The sequence below is a fragment of the Streptomyces sp. CA-288835 genome (assembly GCF_050936385.1).
In the GTDB taxonomy this organism is placed as follows: Bacteria; Actinomycetota; Actinomycetes; order Streptomycetales; family Streptomycetaceae; genus Streptomyces.
Map to the genome: position 1 here is coordinate 4,724,110 of NZ_JBNJMW010000001.1, position 20,415 is coordinate 4,744,524.

18 protein-coding genes are annotated in these 20,415 nt (G+C 70.4%); 5 read left to right on the plus strand and 13 right to left on the minus strand.

The features are described 5' to 3' along the window. Window positions 1-248: 248 nt before the first annotated feature. The 5 genes from ACQEVY_RS21180 to ACQEVY_RS21200 all read right to left on the minus strand — a co-directional run bounded on the left by ACQEVY_RS21180 (window position 249) and on the right by ACQEVY_RS21200 (window position 6,686). Window positions 249-1,658 (minus strand): M20/M25/M40 family metallo-hydrolase, encoded by a 1,410-nt coding sequence (locus ACQEVY_RS21180; RefSeq protein WP_432950787.1) that lies wholly within the window; start codon window positions 1,656-1,658, stop codon window positions 249-251. Window positions 1,659-1,757: 99 nt separating this feature from the next. Further along, complete coding sequence (locus tag ACQEVY_RS21185; RefSeq protein WP_432950789.1) at window positions 1,758-3,323, minus strand: PstS family phosphate ABC transporter substrate-binding protein; 1,566 nt, start codon at window positions 3,321-3,323, stop codon at window positions 1,758-1,760. A gap of 128 nt (window positions 3,324-3,451) precedes the next feature. Continuing rightward, complete coding sequence (locus tag ACQEVY_RS21190) at window positions 3,452-5,533, minus strand: serine/threonine-protein kinase (protein ID WP_432950791.1); 2,082 nt, start codon at window positions 5,531-5,533, stop codon at window positions 3,452-3,454. 74 nt (window positions 5,534-5,607) lie between these two features. After that, on the minus strand, window positions 5,608-6,075 hold the full coding sequence (locus tag ACQEVY_RS21195) for a MarR family winged helix-turn-helix transcriptional regulator (RefSeq protein WP_432950793.1): 468 nt from the start codon (window positions 6,073-6,075) through the stop codon (window positions 5,608-5,610). Further along, window positions 6,072-6,686: a type 1 glutamine amidotransferase family protein gene (locus tag ACQEVY_RS21200; protein ID WP_432950795.1), complete on the minus strand. Its 615-nt coding sequence runs from the start codon at window positions 6,684-6,686 to the stop codon at window positions 6,072-6,074. The genes ACQEVY_RS21195 and ACQEVY_RS21200 overlap by 4 nt, the downstream gene beginning before the upstream one ends. 172 nt (window positions 6,687-6,858) lie before the next feature. On the opposite strand from ACQEVY_RS21200, the gene ACQEVY_RS21205 reads away from it, so the two are divergent. After that, a complete protein-coding gene (locus ACQEVY_RS21205) occupies window positions 6,859-7,584 on the plus strand; it encodes a GntR family transcriptional regulator (protein ID WP_432950797.1) in 726 nt (241 codons plus the stop codon). A gap of 136 nt (window positions 7,585-7,720) precedes the next feature. After that, window positions 7,721-8,371, plus strand: coding sequence for a hypothetical protein (locus ACQEVY_RS21210; RefSeq protein WP_432950799.1), 651 nt, complete (start codon window positions 7,721-7,723; stop codon window positions 8,369-8,371). A gap of 3 nt (window positions 8,372-8,374) precedes the next feature. Here the strand turns inward: ACQEVY_RS21210 and ACQEVY_RS21215 are convergent, their stop codons facing one another. After that, complete coding sequence (locus ACQEVY_RS21215) at window positions 8,375-8,665, minus strand: DUF3303 family protein (RefSeq protein ID WP_432950801.1); 291 nt, start codon at window positions 8,663-8,665, stop codon at window positions 8,375-8,377. A gap of 185 nt (window positions 8,666-8,850) precedes the next feature. Then, window positions 8,851-10,134, minus strand: a complete 1,284-nt coding sequence (locus ACQEVY_RS21220; protein WP_432950803.1) for an adenylosuccinate synthase — start codon at window positions 10,132-10,134, stop codon at window positions 8,851-8,853. 186 nt (window positions 10,135-10,320) lie between these two features. On the opposite strand from ACQEVY_RS21220, the gene ACQEVY_RS21225 reads away from it, so the two are divergent. Beyond that, window positions 10,321-11,223 (plus strand): diacylglycerol kinase, encoded by a 903-nt coding sequence (locus ACQEVY_RS21225; protein WP_432950805.1) that lies wholly within the window; start codon window positions 10,321-10,323, stop codon window positions 11,221-11,223. Between the two features lie 77 nt (window positions 11,224-11,300). Here ACQEVY_RS21225 and ACQEVY_RS21230 read toward each other — a convergent pair whose 3' ends face one another. After that, window positions 11,301-11,798 (minus strand): GbsR/MarR family transcriptional regulator, encoded by a 498-nt coding sequence (locus ACQEVY_RS21230; RefSeq protein ID WP_432950807.1) that lies wholly within the window; start codon window positions 11,796-11,798, stop codon window positions 11,301-11,303. A 115-nt stretch (window positions 11,799-11,913) separates the two neighbouring features. Here ACQEVY_RS21230 and ACQEVY_RS21235 point away from each other — a divergent pair, with 115 nt between their 5' ends. Next, window positions 11,914-12,837: an ABC transporter ATP-binding protein gene (locus ACQEVY_RS21235; RefSeq protein WP_432950810.1), complete on the plus strand. Its 924-nt coding sequence runs from the start codon at window positions 11,914-11,916 to the stop codon at window positions 12,835-12,837. Further along, window positions 12,834-14,450, plus strand: a complete 1,617-nt coding sequence (locus ACQEVY_RS21240) for an ABC transporter permease (RefSeq protein ID WP_432950812.1) — start codon at window positions 12,834-12,836, stop codon at window positions 14,448-14,450. The genes ACQEVY_RS21235 and ACQEVY_RS21240 overlap by 4 nt, the downstream gene beginning before the upstream one ends. A gap of 378 nt (window positions 14,451-14,828) precedes the next feature. On the opposite strand, the gene ACQEVY_RS21245 is transcribed toward ACQEVY_RS21240, so the two are convergent. The 5 genes from ACQEVY_RS21245 to ACQEVY_RS21265 form a co-directional block, all read right to left on the minus strand. Then, complete coding sequence (locus ACQEVY_RS21245) at window positions 14,829-16,088, minus strand: cytochrome P450 (RefSeq protein ID WP_432950814.1); 1,260 nt, start codon at window positions 16,086-16,088, stop codon at window positions 14,829-14,831. A gap of 138 nt (window positions 16,089-16,226) precedes the next feature. After that, window positions 16,227-16,895 (minus strand): response regulator transcription factor, encoded by a 669-nt coding sequence (locus ACQEVY_RS21250; RefSeq protein ID WP_328769955.1) that lies wholly within the window; start codon window positions 16,893-16,895, stop codon window positions 16,227-16,229. Then, window positions 16,892-18,256: a sensor histidine kinase gene (locus ACQEVY_RS21255; RefSeq protein ID WP_432950817.1), complete on the minus strand. Its 1,365-nt coding sequence runs from the start codon at window positions 18,254-18,256 to the stop codon at window positions 16,892-16,894. Before ACQEVY_RS21255 ends, ACQEVY_RS21250 begins: the two co-directional genes overlap by 4 nt. Before the next feature lie 110 nt (window positions 18,257-18,366). Then, window positions 18,367-19,041, minus strand: coding sequence for a response regulator (locus ACQEVY_RS21260; protein WP_432950819.1), 675 nt, complete (start codon window positions 19,039-19,041; stop codon window positions 18,367-18,369). Then, complete coding sequence (locus tag ACQEVY_RS21265) at window positions 19,038-20,414, minus strand: sensor histidine kinase (protein ID WP_432950821.1); 1,377 nt, start codon at window positions 20,412-20,414, stop codon at window positions 19,038-19,040. The genes ACQEVY_RS21260 and ACQEVY_RS21265 overlap by 4 nt, the downstream gene beginning before the upstream one ends. Window position 20,415: the final 1 nt, after the last annotated feature.

The following is a 20,415-nucleotide window of genomic DNA, read 5'->3' on the forward strand; positions in this document are numbered from 1 at the left end:
CCCGCTCGGGGCTCCGCCCCGGACCCCGTTTCGGGGGCCAGCCCCCGGACCCCCGGTCCTCAAACGCCGGACGGGCTGAATTTCAGCCCGTCCGGCGTTTGAGGACGAGGCCGTTCAGGCCGATGGGGGTCTGGGGCGCAGCCCCAGCGGGGTCCAGGGGCGGAGCCCCTGGTGGGGTTCGGGGCAACGCCCCGAGGATGGGACGGGTACGGGCGGCGGGGGCGAAACAACCCCCCGGCCCGGCGCCGTCACGTCTGTGGCTGCGGGAACGCCACCGGGCTTCGGTACCCCGCCCTGCTCACCGCCCGCACGCCGAAGAACACGTTGTCCTTCGACAAGTCCACCTTGTGTTTCGTCACGTCGCCGACCCGGATCACGTGAGTCCAGTCGGGCTCCGTCGTCTCGCGCCATACGACCTCGTAGCCCGCGAGGTCGGGCTCGGAGCCGCGGGTCCAGGTCAGTTCGGTGGAGTTCGTGAGCGTGGCGGTGAGGATCTTGGCGCCTCGGGGGGTGCCGGGGGCCTGGGCCAGGCTCCAGAGGGCGGCCGCGTTGACCTTCGCCACGCGGGCGATGAAGGGGAAGTCGCAGAACTCCGGCAGGTCCCCGTACTGCTTGCCGTTCTCGACCCGTACGTCCTGGTGCTGATGCGCGTAGTCCTCCGTCGGCTCGGTGAAGCGGGCCGCGGGATAGGCGCGTTCGAGGAACGGGATGTGGTCGCCGCCCCGGCGGTAGCGGTCGCGGCGGTAGATGACGCGTACGTTCATGCCGGTCGCGGAGTTGTCCGCCGTGTCCCTCACGAAGCGGGCCAGTTGGCGGGGGGCGGAGTCGTTCTCGCCGCCCACGGAGCGGCGGGTGTCGGCCTGTTCGGGGGTTTCGGACGAAGGGACGCCCTCCGCGAAGAGGCGGATCGTGTACGGGTCCTTCGTGCCGTCGTCCGCCGTCGGACTGCCCACGATGTCGTTGGTGAACATGCCCTGCACGTCCGCGTCCGTCGACCGGAACCGCTCCGCCATGTGCGCCGCCCCGTACAGCCCCTGCTCCTCCCCCGCCACCGCCGCGAACACGATCGTCGCGGCCGGTCGGCGCCCCGCCATCACCCGGGCCAGTTCCATGGCGACCGCCACCCCCAAGGCGTCGTCGTCCGCGCCCGGAGAGTCGGACGTGGCGTCCATGGGGTCGCTGCACCGGGAGTCGTAGTGGCCGGAGACCACGTAGATACGGTCCGGGGTGACCGAGCCGCGCAGGGTCGCGACGACGTTCGTGATGCGGGTGGGCGCGGGGATACGGTTCGCCGGCTGCTGGACGTACGACTGGAGTTCCGCCGTCATCCGGCCGCCGGAGGCCTTCGCGTACGACTTCATCTGGGACAGGATCCAGTCGCGGGCCGCGCCGATGCCGCGCTTGGGGTCGTCCTGGGAGGAGAGGGTGTGGCGGGTGCCGAAGGAGGCGAGTTTGCGGACGGTCGCCTCGATGCGCTCGGGGTCGATCTCCCTTAACAGGGCGCGGAGTTCACGGGACGGCGGCTGGGCGGTGGCGGGTGGACGCGTGCCGGTGGGTTCCATGGCTTTGGCCTGCGCGGCGACCGCGTCGGCGGACACCGCCACGGCTGCCGACGCCGCGGCCAGGACGTTTCTTCTGCTGGGACGCGTGGGCCGCATGGATCCTCCCGGAACACGGGGTGGGGGAACGCCGTGACTTGCCATCGTTCTGCACGCGCCAGGCAGGGGCAAGGGCGCCCGGGGACCCCTGCCGGCCGATCAGCCGGCCTCGTCGCTCCTGGCCTTCTCGGCACACAGATCGGCCCCGGTCAACGTCTCGCACGGCACATGCCCATGCCCGCGGATCACGCTCTGGGCAGTGCCCCCGCGCATATAGGCGAGGAAGCTGTCGGTGAGGGAGCTCGCGGAGGGGCGGCGGTAGGTGTAGGCGTACTCGAGGCCGTAGTACGGGTAGGCGTTCTCGCCCTGCTCCAGATCCTCGACGGAGGACTCGTGACCGTCGATGGCGAGCCGGTGCAGCCCGCGCCGCTCGGTGGCTTGGCTCAGTTCGCTGTAGCCGATGGCGCCGGGGATCTCGGCGATCTTGTCCAGCACCTGCTGCGTGGAGTCGAGCTCGCAGCGCGTGACGGGGTAGGACGAGTCCTCCTTGCTGCGGCAGTCCAGCGAGGTACTGGGCACCCGCTCCCAGCTGTCCAGCACCTCCCGTTGGAACATCTGCCGCGTACCGGAGTCGGCGTCCCGGCTGACGAGGACGACGGGAAGGTCGGGGAGCCGTTTGTCGAGCTGCCGCCAGCGGGTGACCTCGCCGCGGTAGATACGGCGTATGTCGTCCAGGGTCAGGCCCCCGCTCGGCCGGATGGCGTCGTTGACGACCAGGGTGAACAGGGACAACGCGACCCGGTTCGCGGTCAGTTCGGAGTCGTCGAGGGTCTTGGGGCCGTCGGAGAAGGCGATGACGGCGGGCGAGTCCTTCGACTGGGCGCCCAGGGCGGCGAGTTCGTTGACTCCGGCCGTACTGCCGCGCGCGTCCACGGTGATGTCGGCGCCCTCGCAGTCCTCCTCGTACTCGTCCTCCAGGTCCTCGAGGACGGGCTTGAATGCCGTCGACCCGGTGAGCGTCAGCTTGCCCGTCTCGCATTCGATCGGCGGCGGGGTGTCGTCCCGGGCGACGATGATCGTGGCCAGGGTCATCACGCAGAGCGTGAGCAGCACGGTGATCAGCCGGGCCGCGCGGCTGAACAGCGGCGGTTTGTCGTCCGGAAGAATCGCACTGTTGGGATGCACCTCGCCGTCGCGGATGCCGCCTATGAGCCGTATGCCGCAGCCGACGTCCCCGCCCGACAGCAGTACGAGCAGCTTGAAGTGCTCGCCGCGGTTGAGCGGGACTCGGGGGATGCGCAGGACGCCGTCCTGGTAGCCGAAGCCCGCGGCTGGGGTGAAGTGGTCCATCAGGTGATCGGTGCCGGCCGGCTGCGTGACCGACACACCCCGGATCACGCGGTCGCTGAACACCGCGGTGAGACCGTGCCGTTCACGCCCGGTGTAGTCGTTGTCGGCGATGCTCTGCGAGCCGTCGTTCTCGATGCGCAGCAGCACCAGCGTCGCGTCGGACATGTCCGATGCCTCGTCGAACAGCCCGAGCCGTACGTTCGCCCGTCCCGAACGCACGTCGTGCCCGATGGGGTTGTCCATCTGCACGCGGTAGCCGATCCGCTTCCGCCGCGGCACCCGGCGCTCGTACCAGACCATCACGGCGGACGCCACGACACCGACGAGCGCCGTCGTCAGCGCGATGACGTTCTCCGCGCTCAGCCAATCCTGCACGTGAGCCACTCCCCCGAGCCTGACCCTGCGGGATCAAGGTACGGCTCTGGGTGGGGACATAAGGGACACGACAGCGGAAGTTCAGCTCCAGTTCAGCGAGTTCACAGCTGTGGACCTCAACTCGGCCCTCACTCCGTCCTGTTGTACGTCAGCTCGGCGCCGCTCCCGTCGGTCAGGCGGCGCAGGCTGCCGTCCGGGAGGATGGTCAGCTCCGAGGCCTCGCCCGGAGTGCAGGAGCTGGGCGGTTCGCCGACGGTGACCGTGGACGGGCCGATGCGGAGCGGGCCGTCGGCGGTCGGGGGCGCTTCGAGCCTCGCCTGGAACACGCAGTGGTACGTACGGCCGCCTTCGTCGCCCTGTACTCCCTCCGGGCCCTCCGCCGTGAGCGAGAGCACGATGTCGCCGACCTGGCCCTGCTGGATGGTGAGCCTTCGGGTGTTGCTGCCCTGGTCGGTGCCGAAGACCGCCACCCAGCTGCCGAGGTACTTGGTCGGGATGACGCCGCCGACCGGGCTCTCCTCCGTGGTCTTCGACGGCTCGGCGGTCGGGTCCGGGTCCTGGTTCTGGCCGGTCGGGTCTGTTGTGGGTGCGCTGGCCGTCGGGGTCGCCGTGGTGCCGCCGCCCGCGCCGTTGCCGTCCCCGCCGCCGCTCATCAGCGCGTAGACCGAGCCGCCCGCGGCGAGCGCGACGACCAGGGCCACCACGAGCAGGAAGGCGGTGGAGCGGCCGCTTCGCTGGGGTGGCTGCTGCGGGGCGCCGGCTCCCGGCCCGTACGCGGGCCCGTACGGGGGAGTCGAGCCCGGCGCGGGCGCGTACCCCTCGGGCGCGCCCCAGGTGCCGGGCTGCTGCGGGTAGCCGTACCCGGCGGGCTGCGGGTGCTGCTGCGGATAGCCGTAGGCCGGACCCAGCGGAGGGGTCGGCGGAGGCGTGCCGCCCGAGTTGACCGTCGTGGGCAGGTGATCCAGCGGGGCGCCGCCCGGTGTGCCCGGCGGGGGCGGGGCGGAGTCGTCGGCGGCGGGGGCGTGTTCGGGGGAGGCTTCGGGGTGGGGAGCGGGGCTGGGGGCGTGGGGCTTGAGGGCGTCCGTGGCGGCCGGACCCGACGCCCCTCCCGCGGCGCCCGCCGAACCTCCAGCCGCCGCCTTCGCGGAGCCCGCCGGACCCGCTGAACCTCCAGAACCCGCCCGACCCGCCGGCTTCTCGGCGTTCTCGCCCCGCTCGGCCCCCTCCGCCGGACGCTCGGAATTGTCCGGGTCCTCCGATCCCTCCGGATTCTCGGTCTCCAGCAACTGCACAGCATGGCGCCCCAGTTGGGCCACCAGCATGCTCGGCAGCCAGGGGTCGCGGCTGCGGCCGTCGGCGACGGTGTCCTCCGCGCCGGTGCGTTCCAGGATGTCGTCGAGGCTCGGGCGGGCGGCCGGGTCCTTGCGCAGACAGAGCCGTACGAGATCGGCGAGGCCCTCCGGCAGCGGCTCCAGGTCCGGCTCCTCCTGCGCGATGCGGAACATCAGGGCGTGCACCCCGCTGTTGGAGGTGCCGAAGGGAAGCTCGCCGGTAGCCGCGTACGCGAGGACGGAACCCAGGCAGAAGACGTCGCAGGCCGGTGTGATGCGGTCGCCGCGCACCTGCTCGGGGGCCATGAAACCGGGCGAGCCGACGAGCGCGCCGGTCCGCGTCAGTCCTCCGTCGGTCACCGTCTCCAGGGCGCGGGCGATGCCGAAGTCGATGACGCGGGGGCCGTCGATCGTGACGAGTACGTTCGAGGGCTTGAGGTCGCGGTGGACGATCCCGGCGGCGTGGATGTCCTTGAGGGCGTGGGCGAGTCCGGCCGCGAGGATGCGTACGGAACGCTCGGGCAGCGGGCCGTGGTCGTGTCCGACGACGGTCTGCAGGGAGGGCCCGGCGACATAGCCGGTCGCCACCCACGGAATCGCGGCCTCCGTGTCCGCGTCGAGCACGGGGGCGGTCCAGTACCCGCCGACCCGCCGCGCGTTCCGGACCTCCTGCCGGAACCGCGCCCGGAACTCCTCCTGCTCGGCGAGCTCCTGCCGCACCAGCTTCACGGCGACGGTACGGCCCCGGTCGGAACGCGCCAGATATACGTTCCCCATGCCGCCGGACCCCAGCCGCGCCAGCAGCCGGTACGCGCCGATCCGTCCCCCGCCTCCGGCCTGGGGGAAGCCCAACGGCTCCCCCTGTCCCAGCTTCTCCATGGCCGGCGCCCTCCCCTGCGTGTGCGACAGAGTGAGGATAGTGCGGACATACGGGTAAGAACGCCGGGCGGTCTCTACAGGTCCGTAACAGCCGACGCAGGCGACGAGAGCTGGTCGAGCGCCTGTGACAGGCGTTCCAACACGTGTACGGTCTCGGCGAAGCCGTCGTCTCCGAGGGTGTCCGCGAGGCGGTCGGCGAGGGCCGCGTGGCCGGGCTGGATCTTCGCCATGGCGGCCCGGCCGTCCTCGGTCGGGGTGAGCAGCTTGGCGCGACGGTGGGCGGGGTTGGGTGCGTACTCGGCGAGACCTCGTTCGACGAGCAGGTCGGCGATCCGTTGCACGCTCTGGCGGGTGATGCCCATCGCGCGGGCGATCCCGGAGACGGGCAGGGGTTCGGACACCACGGCTCCGAGTACCTGCCACCAGGCGGCGGTCAGCCCGGCGGGCCGGGCCAACTCCTCTGCCACGGAAAGGAATTGACCGTTGAGCCGGAACACGCCGAGGGCGCTGCGGCTGAGCAGGTCCTGACGCTCGCGGCTCACTCGCCGGCCGCCTCGAGTACGGCGTAGGCCTCCGGGTCCGAGTCGTGGAACAGCCGGTACCAGGCGTCCAGCACCTCGCCCTCGTACACCCCGAGCAGCCCGAACACCTCGCGGGCGAAGGCGACGGGTTCGGTGGGCCCGGCGGTGATCAGCTTTCCGTCGGTCACGGCGTCGGCGTCTACGTACCGCTCGCCGCCCTTGTATCCGGTGGCGGCCAGGTAGAAGGAGATGGCGCTGGTGTGGTCGCGGTCGTCGAGGAGCCCTTCGCGGGCCAGGCCTGCGGTGGCTCCGCAGATGGCGGCGACGGGGACGTCCGCGTCGAGGAAGGCGCGCGCCTTGCGGGCGAAGGGCGCGAGGTCGTCGCTGGTGTCCCAGAGGTCGGCGCCGGTGAGGATCAGCAGGGAGCTGTCCTCGGGGCGTACGTCATCGAGGGCCAGGTCCGGCTGGATCCGCAGGCCGCCGATGCTCGTCACCGGTGTGCGGCTGGGTCCCACGGTCCGGATCTCGTACCCGGCGCGGGCGAGATACGCGGTCGTGTGCCCGGTCTCCCAGTCGGCGAAGGTGTCGTAGACGGCGAGGTGGACGGGCTTACGGGCGGTCGTGGCGACCATGGCTTCTCCTCGGTTGGCTTGATGCTTATGTAAGCATGCTGTCATTTCGACAGCATGCTGTCAATAACCCGTTCCTCGCGGAGTCGAACGCGTATGGTGACGTGCTCGTAGATATGGACGTACGTGCTCGTAGCTATGCGCGAGTACCGATCGATCGGGGAGGACCAGGACCATGCCCGGCACCGGCGGCAACGGCGCCGTGACGCGCAGCACGCTGCGACAGCAGATCGCGGACGCGCTGCGCGACGAGGTGCTGGCCGGGCGCCTGAAGCCGGGCCAGGAGTTCACGGTGAAGGAGATCGCCGAGCAGTACGGCGTCTCGGCGACCCCCGTCCGCGAGGCCCTGGTCGATCTGTCGGCGCAGGGCCTGCTGGACGCGGACCAGCACCGCGGTTTCCGCGTACACGAGTATTCGCCGGCCGACTACCGGGACATGATCGAGGCCCGGAGCCTGGTCACGGACGGTCTGTTCCACCAGTACCTGGACGAGAGGTCCGACATCAGCCGGGCCGCCCGCGCCGCCCTGGACCCGCGCGCCGACGACCCGCGCCAAGCCGCCGTCCTCGCCGGAGTGCGCCGCCGCGGCGAGGAGGCCGAGCGGGCCGCCGCGGCCGGTGACCTGAACATACTGATCGGCTACGACCTGCGCTTCTGGCGCGAGCTCAGCAATCTCTTCGGCAACCCCTACCTCGCCGACTTCCTGCACCGGCTGCGCGTCCAGTCCTGGGTGTGCGCGGTCCAGTACCTGCGCACGGTGGATCTGCGCGGCCGGCTCTGGTCCGAGCACACCGCGCTCGTGGACGCCCTCGCACGCCGCGACGCCGAGGCGGCGCACGAGATCGTCACCGCGTACAACGCGCACTCGCTCGCGCTCATCGAACGGCTGGCGGCGGGATGAGACCTCATGGGGCGCATGGGGATGTGGGGCGGTGGGGCGTGGGTAGACGGATCTGTACGACAAGGGCTGACCGCGCTTGCCACCCATTACGCTGCTTTGACCACCGTGCCATCCGAGTTATCCGAGGAGTCATCTGTTGGCCTGTGACCTGTGGCTGGTCCCACTCGTCGACGTGTTGTGCCACACGCCCGACAACCCCTTCGCCGAGGAACTGGCGCTCTACGACAAGGCCCTGAGCGAGGCCGGACTCCCACCGGTGCCGGTGTACCAGTACATGCCAGGACTCTCCGGCGACGTGGCCCCCGTCGCGGGCTTCGACTACGACGCGCTGCATTTCCTGCGCCGCGCGTACCTGCTCCAGGTCTGCCAGCTCGCCGTGACGCCGGTGGACGAACTGGGCGGCGACTACGAGCAGTTGCTGGAGATGTTCGAGGGGACCGCCCAGCAGTCGCACCTGGTCTGGCACTACGACCACGCGGGCGCGTACGTCCCCGTCGACTTCCCGCACCCGCTCTCGAACGACGAACTCCTCGCGGGCGGCGGCCCCTTGGGCTCCTCCCAGACCCTGCTGCGCGAGCTGGAGTTCGTGGCCCCGTCGATCGGCATCGACCCCGCGAACCCGCCCCTGCCGCCCGAACCCCCCATGGCCCCCACGTCCCTTGAGGAACCAGCCGCCCCCGCCCCCTTCGACGCGAGCCCCTTCGCCCGCGAACGCCACGTCTGGCTGGGCCTCCACGCGGCGGCGACGCGCAGCCTGGCCCAGGGCTCCATGATCGTCTTCAGCTGACGGTCACCCCAGCTGCGACAGCCCTTTCTGCAGGTCATCGAGGTTCATGACCGGGCTTACTTCGACCTTGGCGCCGAGTTGGAGGAAGAAGGGCTCGGCGAGGGACGGCAGGTCCGAGCTGTCCTGCATGTCGAAGACGAACACGCAGGAGCGCTGCCCTTCGTCGGGCATGAAGTAGGCAGCCTCCGGCTTGATCCTTTCCATGGTCCCCTTGATCAGCTCCGGCAGCTTGCCCTGCCGGATGGCCTCGCTCGACTTCTCGGTGTCCAGGGTCGCCTTGAGCACGACGCGCATCGCACGCACCTCTCCTCGGGGATTCCATCCGGTCAATTTCTGGCCTTTTGTCCAGTATGTTCCGTGAACGAAGATGAAGCATGTGGACCATGCGGCGTACCCGGGCTCGCAGAGCCGCAGCCTGTCCGGGCACGGCAAAGGGGCGCCCGGTCGGGCGCCCCTCACCACGTGCATGAAATGCCGTACTAGATGAACGAGTTGATCTCGATCGTCTCGTCCCGCCCCGGGCCCACGCCGATCGCCGAGATCGGGGCCCCCGACATCTCCTCCAGCGCCTTGACGTAGTCCTGCGCGTTCTTCGGGAGATCCGCGAACGTCTTGGCCTTGCTGATGTCCTCGGACCAGCCGGGGAGCAGCTCGTAGACCGGCTTCGCGTGGTGGAAGTCGGTCTGGGAGTACGGGAGTTCCTCGACTCGCTTGCCGTCGATCTCGTACGCCACGCAGACCGGGATCTGCTCCCAGCCGGTGAGGACGTCGAGCTTGGTGAGGAAGAAGTCGGTGAGGCCGTTGACGCGGGTCGCGTAGCGGGCGATGACCGCGTCGAACCAGCCGCAGCGGCGGTCGCGGCCCGTCGTCACGCCGCGCTCGCCGCCGATGCGGCGCAGCGCCTCGCCGTCCTCGTCGAAGAGTTCGGTGGGGAAGGGGCCGGCGCCGACCCGGGTCGTGTAGGCCTTCAGGATGCCGATGACCCGGCTGATCTTCGTCGGGCCCACGCCCGCGCCCGTGCAGGCGCCGCCCGCGGTCGGGTTCGACGAGGTCACGAAGGGATACGTGCCGTGGTCGATGTCCAGCAGCGTGCCCTGGCCGCCCTCGAAGAGGACCACCTTGTCGGCCTCCAGTGCCTGGTTGAGGACCAGGACCGTGTCGGCGACGTACTGCTCGATCTGCGCGGCGTAGCCCAGCAGTTCGTCCACGACCTGGCCGACGGCGATCGCGCGGCGGTTGTAGAGCTTGGTGAGGATCTGGTTCTTGACGTCGAGGGCCGCCTCGACCTTCTGCGTCAGGATCGACTCGTCGTACAGGTCCTGGACCCGGATGCCCACACGGTTGATCTTGTCGGCGTAGGTGGGGCCGATACCGCGCCCCGTCGTGCCGATCTTCCGCTTCCCGAGGAAGCGTTCCGTCACCTTGTCGACGGTGACGTTGTACGGCGTGATGATGTGAGCGTTTCCGCTGATCAGCAGCTTGGACGTGTCGACGCCGCGCTCGTTCAGACCGCTCAGCTCGGAGAGCAGGACCGACGGGTCGACGACGACACCGTTACCGATGACCGGCGTGCATCCGGGCGAGAGGATTCCGGAAGGGAGGAGATGCAGGGCGTACTTCTGATCGCCCACGACCACCGTGTGGCCGGCGTTGTTGCCGCCCTGGTAGCGCACCACATAGTCCACGGATCCACCGAGCAGGTCGGTGGCCTTTCCCTTGCCTTCGTCACCCCACTGAGCACCGAGCAGCACAAGTGCGGGCACAGGCGTACACCCCTTCCGGGTGGGGCATGTCCAACATCAGGGGCGTACGCTGCACGGCTTGTACCGCGTACACCGGCGACCTTCGTTGGCCGCACCCGTCGGACCGGATGCCCCGGAATAGACGAAGCCCCTGGCGCAATAGCGCAAGGGGCTCTTGCACAAAGATGCTACCCGAGGAAGCGAGGCATGACCGAGGTGGCTGCTTCCGACCAGCTCCTGGTGGTCATCGACCCGGTCGCCCGTCGCGATGACGGTGAGGCGGTACGGATCGCAAAAGACGTGCTCAGCGCGGGTGCGACCACGAAAGTATGCCTCCCCGACGGGCCCGAGGAATTCGCCAGGGCACTACGTCGGCGAGGGTCCCGGCGGCCCGTTGTGGTGGGGGACGACCGTGCCCTGCTGCGTGCGGTGTCCGTTTTGCACCGCCAGCGGGAGCTGGCTGGATGTGCGCTGTCGGTCGTCCCGGTGGGCGGTGCGATCTCGCTCGTACGGTCCCTGGGGGTGCCCACGGGTGCCGTGGCGGGAGCCCGGGCAGTGCTGGACGGGGTCGAGCGGCGGCTGGACCTGCTCGTCGACGACAGCGACGGGGTGGTGCTGGGCGCACTGCGGATCCCGCCGCTCGCCGCGCGGCCGGGGGCGGGGATGGGGACTACGGGGACGGACGAGGAGGACGCGGAGAGCGAGTCGGACGCCGAGCCGGGAGCTTCCACCGGTCACCCCTGGCTGCGTACCTGCCAGTCCCTCGTCCGCACGCTGGTGCCCGTACGTCCGTCCCGTACCGCTTCCGCGAACGGCGGGTCAGGGCCGTCTCGGCTGCGGGTCGAGGTCGACGGGGTGACGCTGGTGGATCTGGACCAGCCGGTGGAGGGGGTGTCGGTGGCGCCGGGGGACGCGGGCGTGGCCGAGGTCGAGGTCCGCCCGGTGTCGGTGGGCGCGGAGGCCTCACCGCTCATGGCCCGGGGCAGCACGGTCACCGTGTCGGGCGCGCACTTCCGGTACAGGGCGGACGCGCTGGTGTCGGGGCCGGTACGGACGCGGACGTGGACGGTGCGGGAGGGGGCTTGGGGGCTGACGTTGCCGGTGGGGTGAGCGGTGCGGGTCCAGCGGTCTGCCTGTGGCGCGGTCGGCGCGGTCACCCCGTGGCGGGAGCGGCAGCGTCCCCGTGGTCAGCCGGCCCCGAAGCGCTCCTCCCTGTACACCCGCCAGCGGTCCATCATCTGTATGAGCTCGCCCTCCATGAACTCGAAGAACGCCAGGGTCTCGGCGATGCGGCGGCCGGCTGGGGTTTCGGGGCCGAGGCCGTCGACGCCCTCCCGCAGGGTGTACTCCCACCGCTTGAGCACCGCGTCCCGGTTGCTCACCGCCTCGTACCACTGGTTGCTGTGCACGCGGTAGCGCTCGCGCCGGGAGCCGGGTTCGCGCTCGCGCGAGACCATGTGCTGCTGGGCGAGATAGCGCACCGCTCCGGAGACGGCGGCGGGGCTGATCTGGAGCTGTTCACCGAGTTCGGCGGAGGTCATCGCCCCGGAGTCGGAGGCGAGCAGCGCCGCGAACACCCGGGCCGCCATCCGCTGCATCCCCGCCTCGACCAGCTGCGCCGCGAAGCTCTCGACGAACTTCGAGACCGCCTCCGGGTCCCGCCCCGCCTCACTCGGTTCGATCATGTGTCGATCCTCTCCCCTGCTCAGCGCTGTTCAGCACGCTATGGCCGATTCTAGTCACGCGTTTTAACGCTTCCTTAACTTCACAAATTTGTGAAACTAGCGTAGGTTCAAAATCATGACGAAGGCAATCACTGTCTCCGGACTGCACAAGTCGTTCGGCAAGACTCACGCGCTGGACGGCCTCGACCTCGACGTCGAGACCGGCGAAGTCCACGGCTTCCTCGGCCCCAACGGCGCCGGGAAGTCCACCACCATCCGCGTCCTGCTGGGCCTGCTGCGCGCCGACGCCGGCGCCGCCCAGCTCCTCGGCCGGGACCCCTGGACCGACGCGGTGGAACTGCACCGCCGGGTCGCATACGTCCCCGGTGACGTGACCCTGTGGCGCAACCTGTCCGGCGGCGAGGTCATCGACCTCTACGGGCGGTTGCGCGGAGGGCTCGACAAGGCGCGGCGGGCGGACCTGATCGAGCGGTTCGAGCTCGACCCGACGAAGAAGGGGCGCACGTACTCCAAGGGCAACCGCCAGAAGGTCGCCCTCGTCGCCGCCTTCGCCTCGGACGTCGACCTGCTGATCCTGGACGAGCCGACCTCCGGACTCGACCCGCTGATGGAAGAGGTCTTCCAGCGGTGCGTGGAGGAGGAGCGGGACCGGGGCCGCACGATCCTGCTGTCCTCGCACATCCTCAGCGAAGTCGAGGAACTCTGCGACCGCGTCAGCATCATCCGCAAGGGCGTCACCGTGGAGAGCGGCTCACTCGCCGAACTGCGCCATCTGACCCGTACGAGCGTCACCGCCGAACTGGCCGGTGAACCCAACGGGTTGGGACGGCTGCCCGGCGTCCATGACCTGGACATCCAGGGCAGGCGAGTGAGGCTGCAGGTCGAGAGCGACAAGCTGGACGCGGTGCTGCGTTCGCTCACCGACTCGGGCGTACGGTCGCTGACCTCGACGCCGCCGACTCTGGAGGAGCTGTTCCTGCGGCACTACCAGGAGGACGTACGCGCCGAGAGCAGTGACAGCGAGGCGATGGCGCGATGACTGCCATGACCACGGCCACCAAGTTCGCTCCGCGGGTCGGCGGAGGGCGCCAACTGGCCGGTACGGGAACGCTGTTGAGGTTCGCGTTGCGGCGCGACCGGGTCATGATCCCCGTATGGATCGCTGTGAACGCGCTCATGGTGCTGTCCATGCCGAGCAGCCTCGAGGGGCTGTACGGCACGGCGGCCGAACGGGCCGATCTGGTCCGGCAGATGGAGACGAACACCTCGCTGCGCGCCATGATCGGGCCGATCTTCGACGACTCGCTCGGCGGGCTCACCGCCTGGCGCGTCGGCGTCTTCGCCGGGGTGCTCGCGGCGGTCATGAGCCTGCTCATCGTCGTACGGCACACCCGGGACGAGGAGGAGAGCGGGCGCCAGGAACTCATCTCGTCGGCGATGGTGGGGCGGCGCGCCCCGCTGACGGCGGCCTTGCTGGCGGCGGCGGTCGCCAACGGCGTACTCGCCCTGATCGTCGCGGGCGGGCTCGCGGGCCATGGGGGCGTCGGGGCGCTGGCGTTCGGGCTCGGGATCGCCGGGGTCGGGATGGTGTTCGCCACGATGGCCGCGATCGTCGTCCAGCTGACGGAGAGCGCGCGGCTGGCGCGGGGGCTGACCTCGGCGGTGCTGGGCGCGGCGTTCGTGCTGCGTGCGGCGGGCGACTCGGCGGCGGACGACGGTTCCTCGGTGCTCACCTGGCTCTCGCCGAGCGGCTGGCTGGAGAACCTGCGTCCGTTCGCGGAGGAGCGGTGGTGGGTGCTGCTGCTGTTCGCCGGGGCTGCCGTGATCCAGGGCGCGATCGCGTACGAGCTGGCCGGGCGGCGTGACGTCGGGATGAGCTTCCTGCCGACGCGGCCGGGGCCGGCGGAGGGCAGGCTCGCGACGGCCGGCGCTCTGGCGTGGCGGCTTCAGCGCGGCAGTGTGCTCGGCTGGAGCATCGGCTTCTTTCTCGCCGGGGTCGTCTACGGCGCGATGACGGAAGGCGCGGCGGACCTGGTCGGCGACAACGCCAACGCGCGCGAGGTCTTCCAGCGGATGGGCGGGCAGTCCGGTCTGACCGACGCGTTCCTCGCCTCGATGATCGGCATCATGGGGCTGATCGCCGCCCTCTATATCGTGGCGTCGGTGCTGCGGCTGCACGGCGAGGAGACCTCGCAGCGGGCCGAACCGGTCCTGGCGAACGCGGTCGGCCGGCTGCGGTGGGCCTCCGGCCACCTGCTGATCGCCTTCGGCGGAGCCGTCCTGATCATGCTGCTGAGCGGCCTCGGCTTCGCCGTCGGTTACGGCAAGGAACTCGGCCCCATCCTGGGCGCCTGCGTGGTCCAACTCCCCGCGATCTGGGCCATCGGCGGCCTCGCCGTTCTGCTGCACGGCGTTTCGGCGCGGGCGGCTGTGGCGGCTTGGGCGGTCGCCGGCGCGGTCCTCCTCATCGGCTGGATCGGCCCGGCACTCGATCTTCCTCCGGCTGTGCTGGACGTGTCGCCGTTCGGGCACCTGCCGAAGCTGCCGGGCGGGGAGATGACCTGGACACCGGTCCTGGTCCTCATGGCGATCGCGGTCGCGCTGGTCGCGGGGGGTCTGGCGGCGCTGCGGCGACGGGACATGTCCACGTGACGGTGGGATGAGGCGGGGTGGTTTCGCCCCCGCCGCCCCTACCCGTCCCATACCAAGGGGCTCCGCCCCTGGACCCCGCTGGGGGCTGCGCCCCCAGACCCCTCGGGGCTGCGCCCCTGAACCCCCGCGGGGCTCCGCCCCGGACCCCGTTCGGGGGCCAGCCCCCGGACCCCCGCTCCTCAATCTCCCCCAGCTACCGCTGGGAGGTGCCCCCAAGGGGCTGATTTTTCAGCCCGTCCGGCGTTTGAGGACGAGGCCGTTCAGGCCGATGCGGGGTCTGGGGCGGCAGCCCCAGCGGGGTCCAGGGGCGGAGCCCCTGGTGGGGTTCGGGGCAACGCCCCGGGGATGGGACGGGTAGGGGCGGCGGGGCGGAAACCGTCAGAGCTCCACGAGCAGTTCCCTCAGCCCTCGGATCACGAAGTTCGGCTTGCGCTCCGGCTCGGCGGCCAGCCGGAGTGTCGGGGCTCGGTCGAGCAACGCGCCCATGGACGCGGCCAGTTCGATACGGGCGAGGGGTGCGCCGATGCAGTAGTGGATGCCCGCACTGAAGGAGATGTGCGGGTTCTCCGCCCGGGCGAGATCGAGCCGCTCGGGCCGGTCGAAGACCGCCGGATCGTGGTTGGCGGAGCCGAAGAGCATCGCCACCTCGCTGCCCCGCGGAATCACCGTGCCGTCGATCTCGATCTCATCCAGCACCCACCGCTCGAAGAGCTGAAGCGGGGTGTCGTACCGCATCAGCTCCTCCACAGCTGTGGACAACAGCCCGCGGTCCGCGCGCAGCGCCGCCAGCTGGTCGGGGTTGCGGAACAGCGCCCACCAACCGTTGACCGTGGCGTTCACCGTCGCCTCATGCCCCGCGTTGAGCAGCAGGACGCAGGTCGAGATCATCTCCTGCTCGGTCAGCCGATCGCCCTCCTCGTACGCCACGATCAGGCCCGAGATCAGATCGTCCCCCGGCTCTTTGCGCCGTATCGCGATCAACTCCCGCAGATACTCGGTGAATTCGACCGACGCCCGCACCGCCTTCGCCGCCGTCTCCTCAGACGGGTTCAGCTCGTACATCCCGCAGATGTCCGCCGACCAGGGCCGCAGCGGCGCCCGGTCGGACTCCGGGATCCCCAGCATCTCGGCGATCACGGCAACCGGCAGCGGCTCGGCGACCGCCGTCAGCAGATCGCCACCGCCGTCGGCGACGAGGCCCGCGACCAGCTCGTTCGCCAGCTTGTGGACGTACGGGCGCAGCCCCTCGACCGTACGCGGCGTGAACGCCTTCGACACCAGACGCCGGATCCGTGTGTGGTCCGGCGGCTCCAGATCGAGCATGCCGTGATCGTTGAGCACGTGAAACGGCTCATGCTCGGCCGGCGGCGCCGTCCGCCCGAAGTCCTCATGCGTGAACCGGTGCTGATACGTCCGCCCCAGCCGCCGGTCCCTCAGCAACGCCGACACATCCGCATGCCGCGGCACCAGCCACTGGTTCGTGGGCTCGAAGTAGTGCACCCGCCCGCGGGCACGCAGCTCGGCATACGCGGGGTAGGGATCGTCGACGAACCCGGGATCCCAGGGGTCGAACGCGTCAAGCGCACGGTCGGAGTCGGAGGAGTCGGAGGAGTCGGAGGAGTCGGAAAGGTCTGCCATGTCGGGACGCTAACCTGCGTCGCCCGCAGCCGCCAGAGCCGCCCCCTCTGCGGAACGGCACGCCCACCTCTGAGCGGCACGCACGCTTACCCGGCGTGACCCCTCATCCCGGCCTGCCCCTCACCCCACGGCGACACCTCACCCCGGCGTGACCAGCCTCGCCTCGTATGCGAACACCGCCGCCTGGGTCCGGTCCCGCAGGCCCAGCTTCACCAGGATCCGGCTCACATGGGTCTTGATCGTCGACTCGGCGACCACGAGACGCCCGGCTATCTCGCCGTTGGACAGGCCCTGCGCGATGAGCACCAGCACCTCCGTCTCCCGCTCGGTCAGATCGCCGTACGCCGCCGCCCGCGCCGTGGCCGACAGGCTCGGCGCCTCCGCCAGCTTCGAGAACTCCGTGATCAGCCGTCTGGTGACGGACGGCGCGAGCAGGGCCTCGCCGGCCGCCACCACCCTTACACCGTCCGCGAGTTGGCGTGCGGAGGCATCCTTCAGGAGGAAGCCCGACGCTCCGGCGCGGAGCGCCTGGTACACGTACTCGTCGAGGTCGAACGTGGTCAGCACCAGCACCTTGGCCCCGCCGTCCGCGGCGACTATCTCCCGGGTCGCCTCGATGCCGTTGAGCTCGGGCATACGGATGTCCATCAGGACCACGTCGGGAGCGAGCTCCCGTACCCGGTCCACCGCGTCCCGGCCGTTGACCGCCTCGCCGACGACCTCGATGTCCGGCATCGCGCCGAGCAGCACGGAGAACCCTTCGCGGACCATCATCTGGTCGTCGGCGATCAGCACCCGGATGGTCATGCGGAGTCTCCCGAGTCCCTCGAGGCCTCCGTGTCGGATACGGGCACCGGCAGGAACACCGTCACCTCGTACCCCCCGTCGTCCGTCGTCGCAGCCGTCATCTCGCCGTTCAGCATCGTCACCCGCTCCCGCATCCCCGTGAGCCCGTGCCCGGCACCGGGCGAGGGCTTGACCAGCTCGGTCGCCGGACCGTTGACGATCCGCAGACCGAGGCCGCCCAGCACGTAGCCGATCTCCACGCGGGCCGAGGCGCCCGGCGCATGCCGCAGTGCGTTGCTCAGTGCCTCCTGGACTATTCGGTACGCGGACAGCTCTATGCCCTGCGGGAGTTCACGGACGGCTCCGGTGATCACCTTCTCTACGGTCAGGCCGGCGTTGCGCACATTGGTCAGCAGCCCGTCCAGGTCGGCGAGGGTCGGCTGCGGGGCGTCGGGGGCCTCGTAGTCCTCCGCGCGGACGACACCTAGGACTCGGCGCAGTTCGGAGAGGGCGATCACCGCGTTCTCCCGTATGACCGCGAACGCGTGCTCCAGCTCCGGCGGCGGGTTCTCCACCCGGTAGGGCGCGGCCTCTGCCTGGATCGCGACCACCGACATGTGGTGGGCGACGACATCGTGCAGCTCGCGGGCGATGGTCGTGCGCTCCTCGAGCAGGGTCCGCTTGGAACGCTCGTGCTCGGTCACCGTCTGCTGGGCGATCACCTGCCGCTCTGCCGTACGGCGTATGTGGACGACGGCGACGACCAGGAGGGCCAGTGCGGAGACGAACAGCATCGGGCCGGTGGTCGAGGAGTTGTAGTCCGAGCCGGCGGCGAGCTCCGCGAGGATTCCGTAGCAAGCCGTCAGGGCCCACATCCACGCGGCCGTGCGGGGACGCGTCCGGAGCGCCACGACCGTGAGCACCACCAGGTGCGCGGCAAAAGCACCGGGCGGCCACGGCCAGCCCGCAAAAACGCCGCCGCTGAACACCGCAGCGAACGGGGTCGCCGCGATCGACGCCCAGAAGGAGGCGATGGGCCGGACCAGCGTCAGCAGGACCGGGACCAGGGCGAGGAGGGCCGCGATCATCGCGGTGGCCTCGTCGCCGTCGCTCGCGGTCCCGGCTATGGCCGTCGCCAGCAAGCCGCCCGCCAGCACCACGGCGTGCGGGGTCCACCCCGCGTACACCCGCAGGCGCCCGGGCAGCCGCCGGGTGATCGGGCCGTCCACGCTCATGCGCGGCAGCGGGCGGTAGGCGAACGCGTCGTGGAACAGCTCCTGCCGCATCCCGCGCAGGGCCTCCACGGCCAGCCGGTACTCAGGAGTGCGCGACTTGGCTCCGCCCCGTGGGGGTGTCGTCTGCGTCTGGGTCGTCTCGGTCACGTTGAAAACAGTAAGCGGCGGGCGGCTCGCGGTCGTCACCAGTGAGAATGGTCCACCGGAATCCCTCTCAGGTACTACGGGTAGCCCGGGGGACCGGCGGAATCAGCGGTTCAGTACCCGGCGGGCCGTACCAGACCCGACTCGTACGCGAACACCGCCGCCTGGGTCCGGTCCCGCAGCCCCAACTTCACCAAGATCCGGCCCACATGGGTCTTCACCGTCTGCTCGGCAACCACCAGCCGCTCGGCGATCTCGGCGTTCGACAGACCCTGCGCGATCAGGGCGAGGACCTCCGTCTCGCGCTCGGTCAGCTCACCGACGCGCTCCTTGAGCGGGGCGCGGGGAGCCCCGTCGAGCTGGGAGAACCGGGCGATCAGCCGCCTCGTGATCCCGGGCGCGAGCAGTGCGTCCCCCGCGGCGACCACCCTGACCGCCTCCGCCAGCTTGTCGGCGGACGCGTCCTTCAGCAGAAACCCGGAGGCACCCGCGCGCAGCGCGTCATACACGTACTCGTCGAGATCGAACGTGGTCAGCACCAGCACCTTGATCTGCGGTGTCTTGTCGACGATGCGGCGAGTGGCCTCGATGCCGCCGAGTTCCGGCATGCGGATGTCCATCAGGACGACGTCCGGGGCGAGTTCGGCGACCTGGGCGACCGCGTCGAGGCCGTCGACCGCCTGGCCGATCACATCGATGTCGGGCTGGGTGTTGAGCAGCACCGAGAAGCCCTGCCGGACCATCTGCTGGTCGTCGGCGATGAGTACGCGGATGGCGCCGCTCGTCATGATCGTTCTCCTGGGGAGTCTGTGGAGTTGTCGGGGGTGGTGAAGGCTGGGCTAGTGGCGTCGTGAGCGGAGGCGTCGATGGCGGCGGTTCCGGCGCGGGGCAGGAAGGCCTCCACCGTGAAGCCGCCGTCGGACGTCTCCGTCGCCATGAGGGTGCCACCGAGCATCGCCGCGCGCTCCCGCATTCCAAGCAGACCATGTCCCGCACCCGGCGACGGCGGGGCGGGGCGCCGGGGCGCGGAGTTGGCGACCCGGATCTTCAGGCCACGCGGGAAGTGCGTGAGCTCCACGCGCACCTCCGAACCAGGCGCGTGCCGCAGCGCGTTGCTCAGCGACTCCTGGATGATCCGGTACGCGGACAGTTCCACACCCGGCGGCAACGGAAGCACCTCGCCGCTGATCTCGGTGTTCACCTTCATACCGGCGGCGCGGGTGTTCTCGACGAGCATGTCGAGGCGGTCGAGGGTGGGTTGTGGCGCGTCGGGGGCGGCTCCGGTACCAGGAGCGCCGATCCCGTACGGGTCCTCGGGGTTCTCCGAGCGCAGTACGCCCAGGACACGGCGCAGTTCCGTGAGCGCCTCCAGTGCGTTCTGCCGGATGCCGTCGAGGTTCTCCCTGAGCTCGTCGGAAGGGTCCTTGACCAGGTGAGGGGCGACCTGGGCCTGGATGGAGATCACCGACATGTGGTGCGCGACCACGTCGTGCAGCTCGCGCGCTATGCGGTTGCGCTCCTCGAGAACCGTACGGCGGGCGCGCTCCTCGGCGGTGATACCGGCCTGCTCGACGAGTTGGGTACGGGCTTCGCGGCGACCGCGCTGGGCGCTGCCGAGGAGGATGACGCCGGCGAACAGGGCCACGGCCAGTGTGCCCGTAGACGAGTAGTTCGCGGCACCGATGAGGCCCTGCACCACCCACGTGACCAGCGCGGTCAGGGCGAACACCTCGGCGGAGACGCGGGTGGGTACCCGCAGCGCCAACAGGAACAGCACCATCGCGTGCGCGACCAGACCGGGCGGGCCCCACGGCCAGGGAGGAGTGAAGTCCAGCTGGTTCAGTTGAGACCGTGCTCCCATGGCCACCACGACCGTGGCCACCATCGACAGCTGCCACGCCGGGACCGGCCACCGCAGCGCCAACCCCACGGCGGCGCCCTGAGCCAGCGCGCACACCAGGCCGTACTCGGTCCCCAGGTTGTAGCCGTCGCCGAACTGGTCCGCGTTGGCGATGGCGCTGCCGATCGCGACCAGGATCACCAGACCGTGCGGCAGCCAGCGCAACCACACCGAGGGCGGCAACGGGTCCGCCTTCCCGGTCCACAGGTCCTCGCGCAGCACCCGCAGTCCCCGCGCAAGGCGCTTCTCCACCACTCTCATC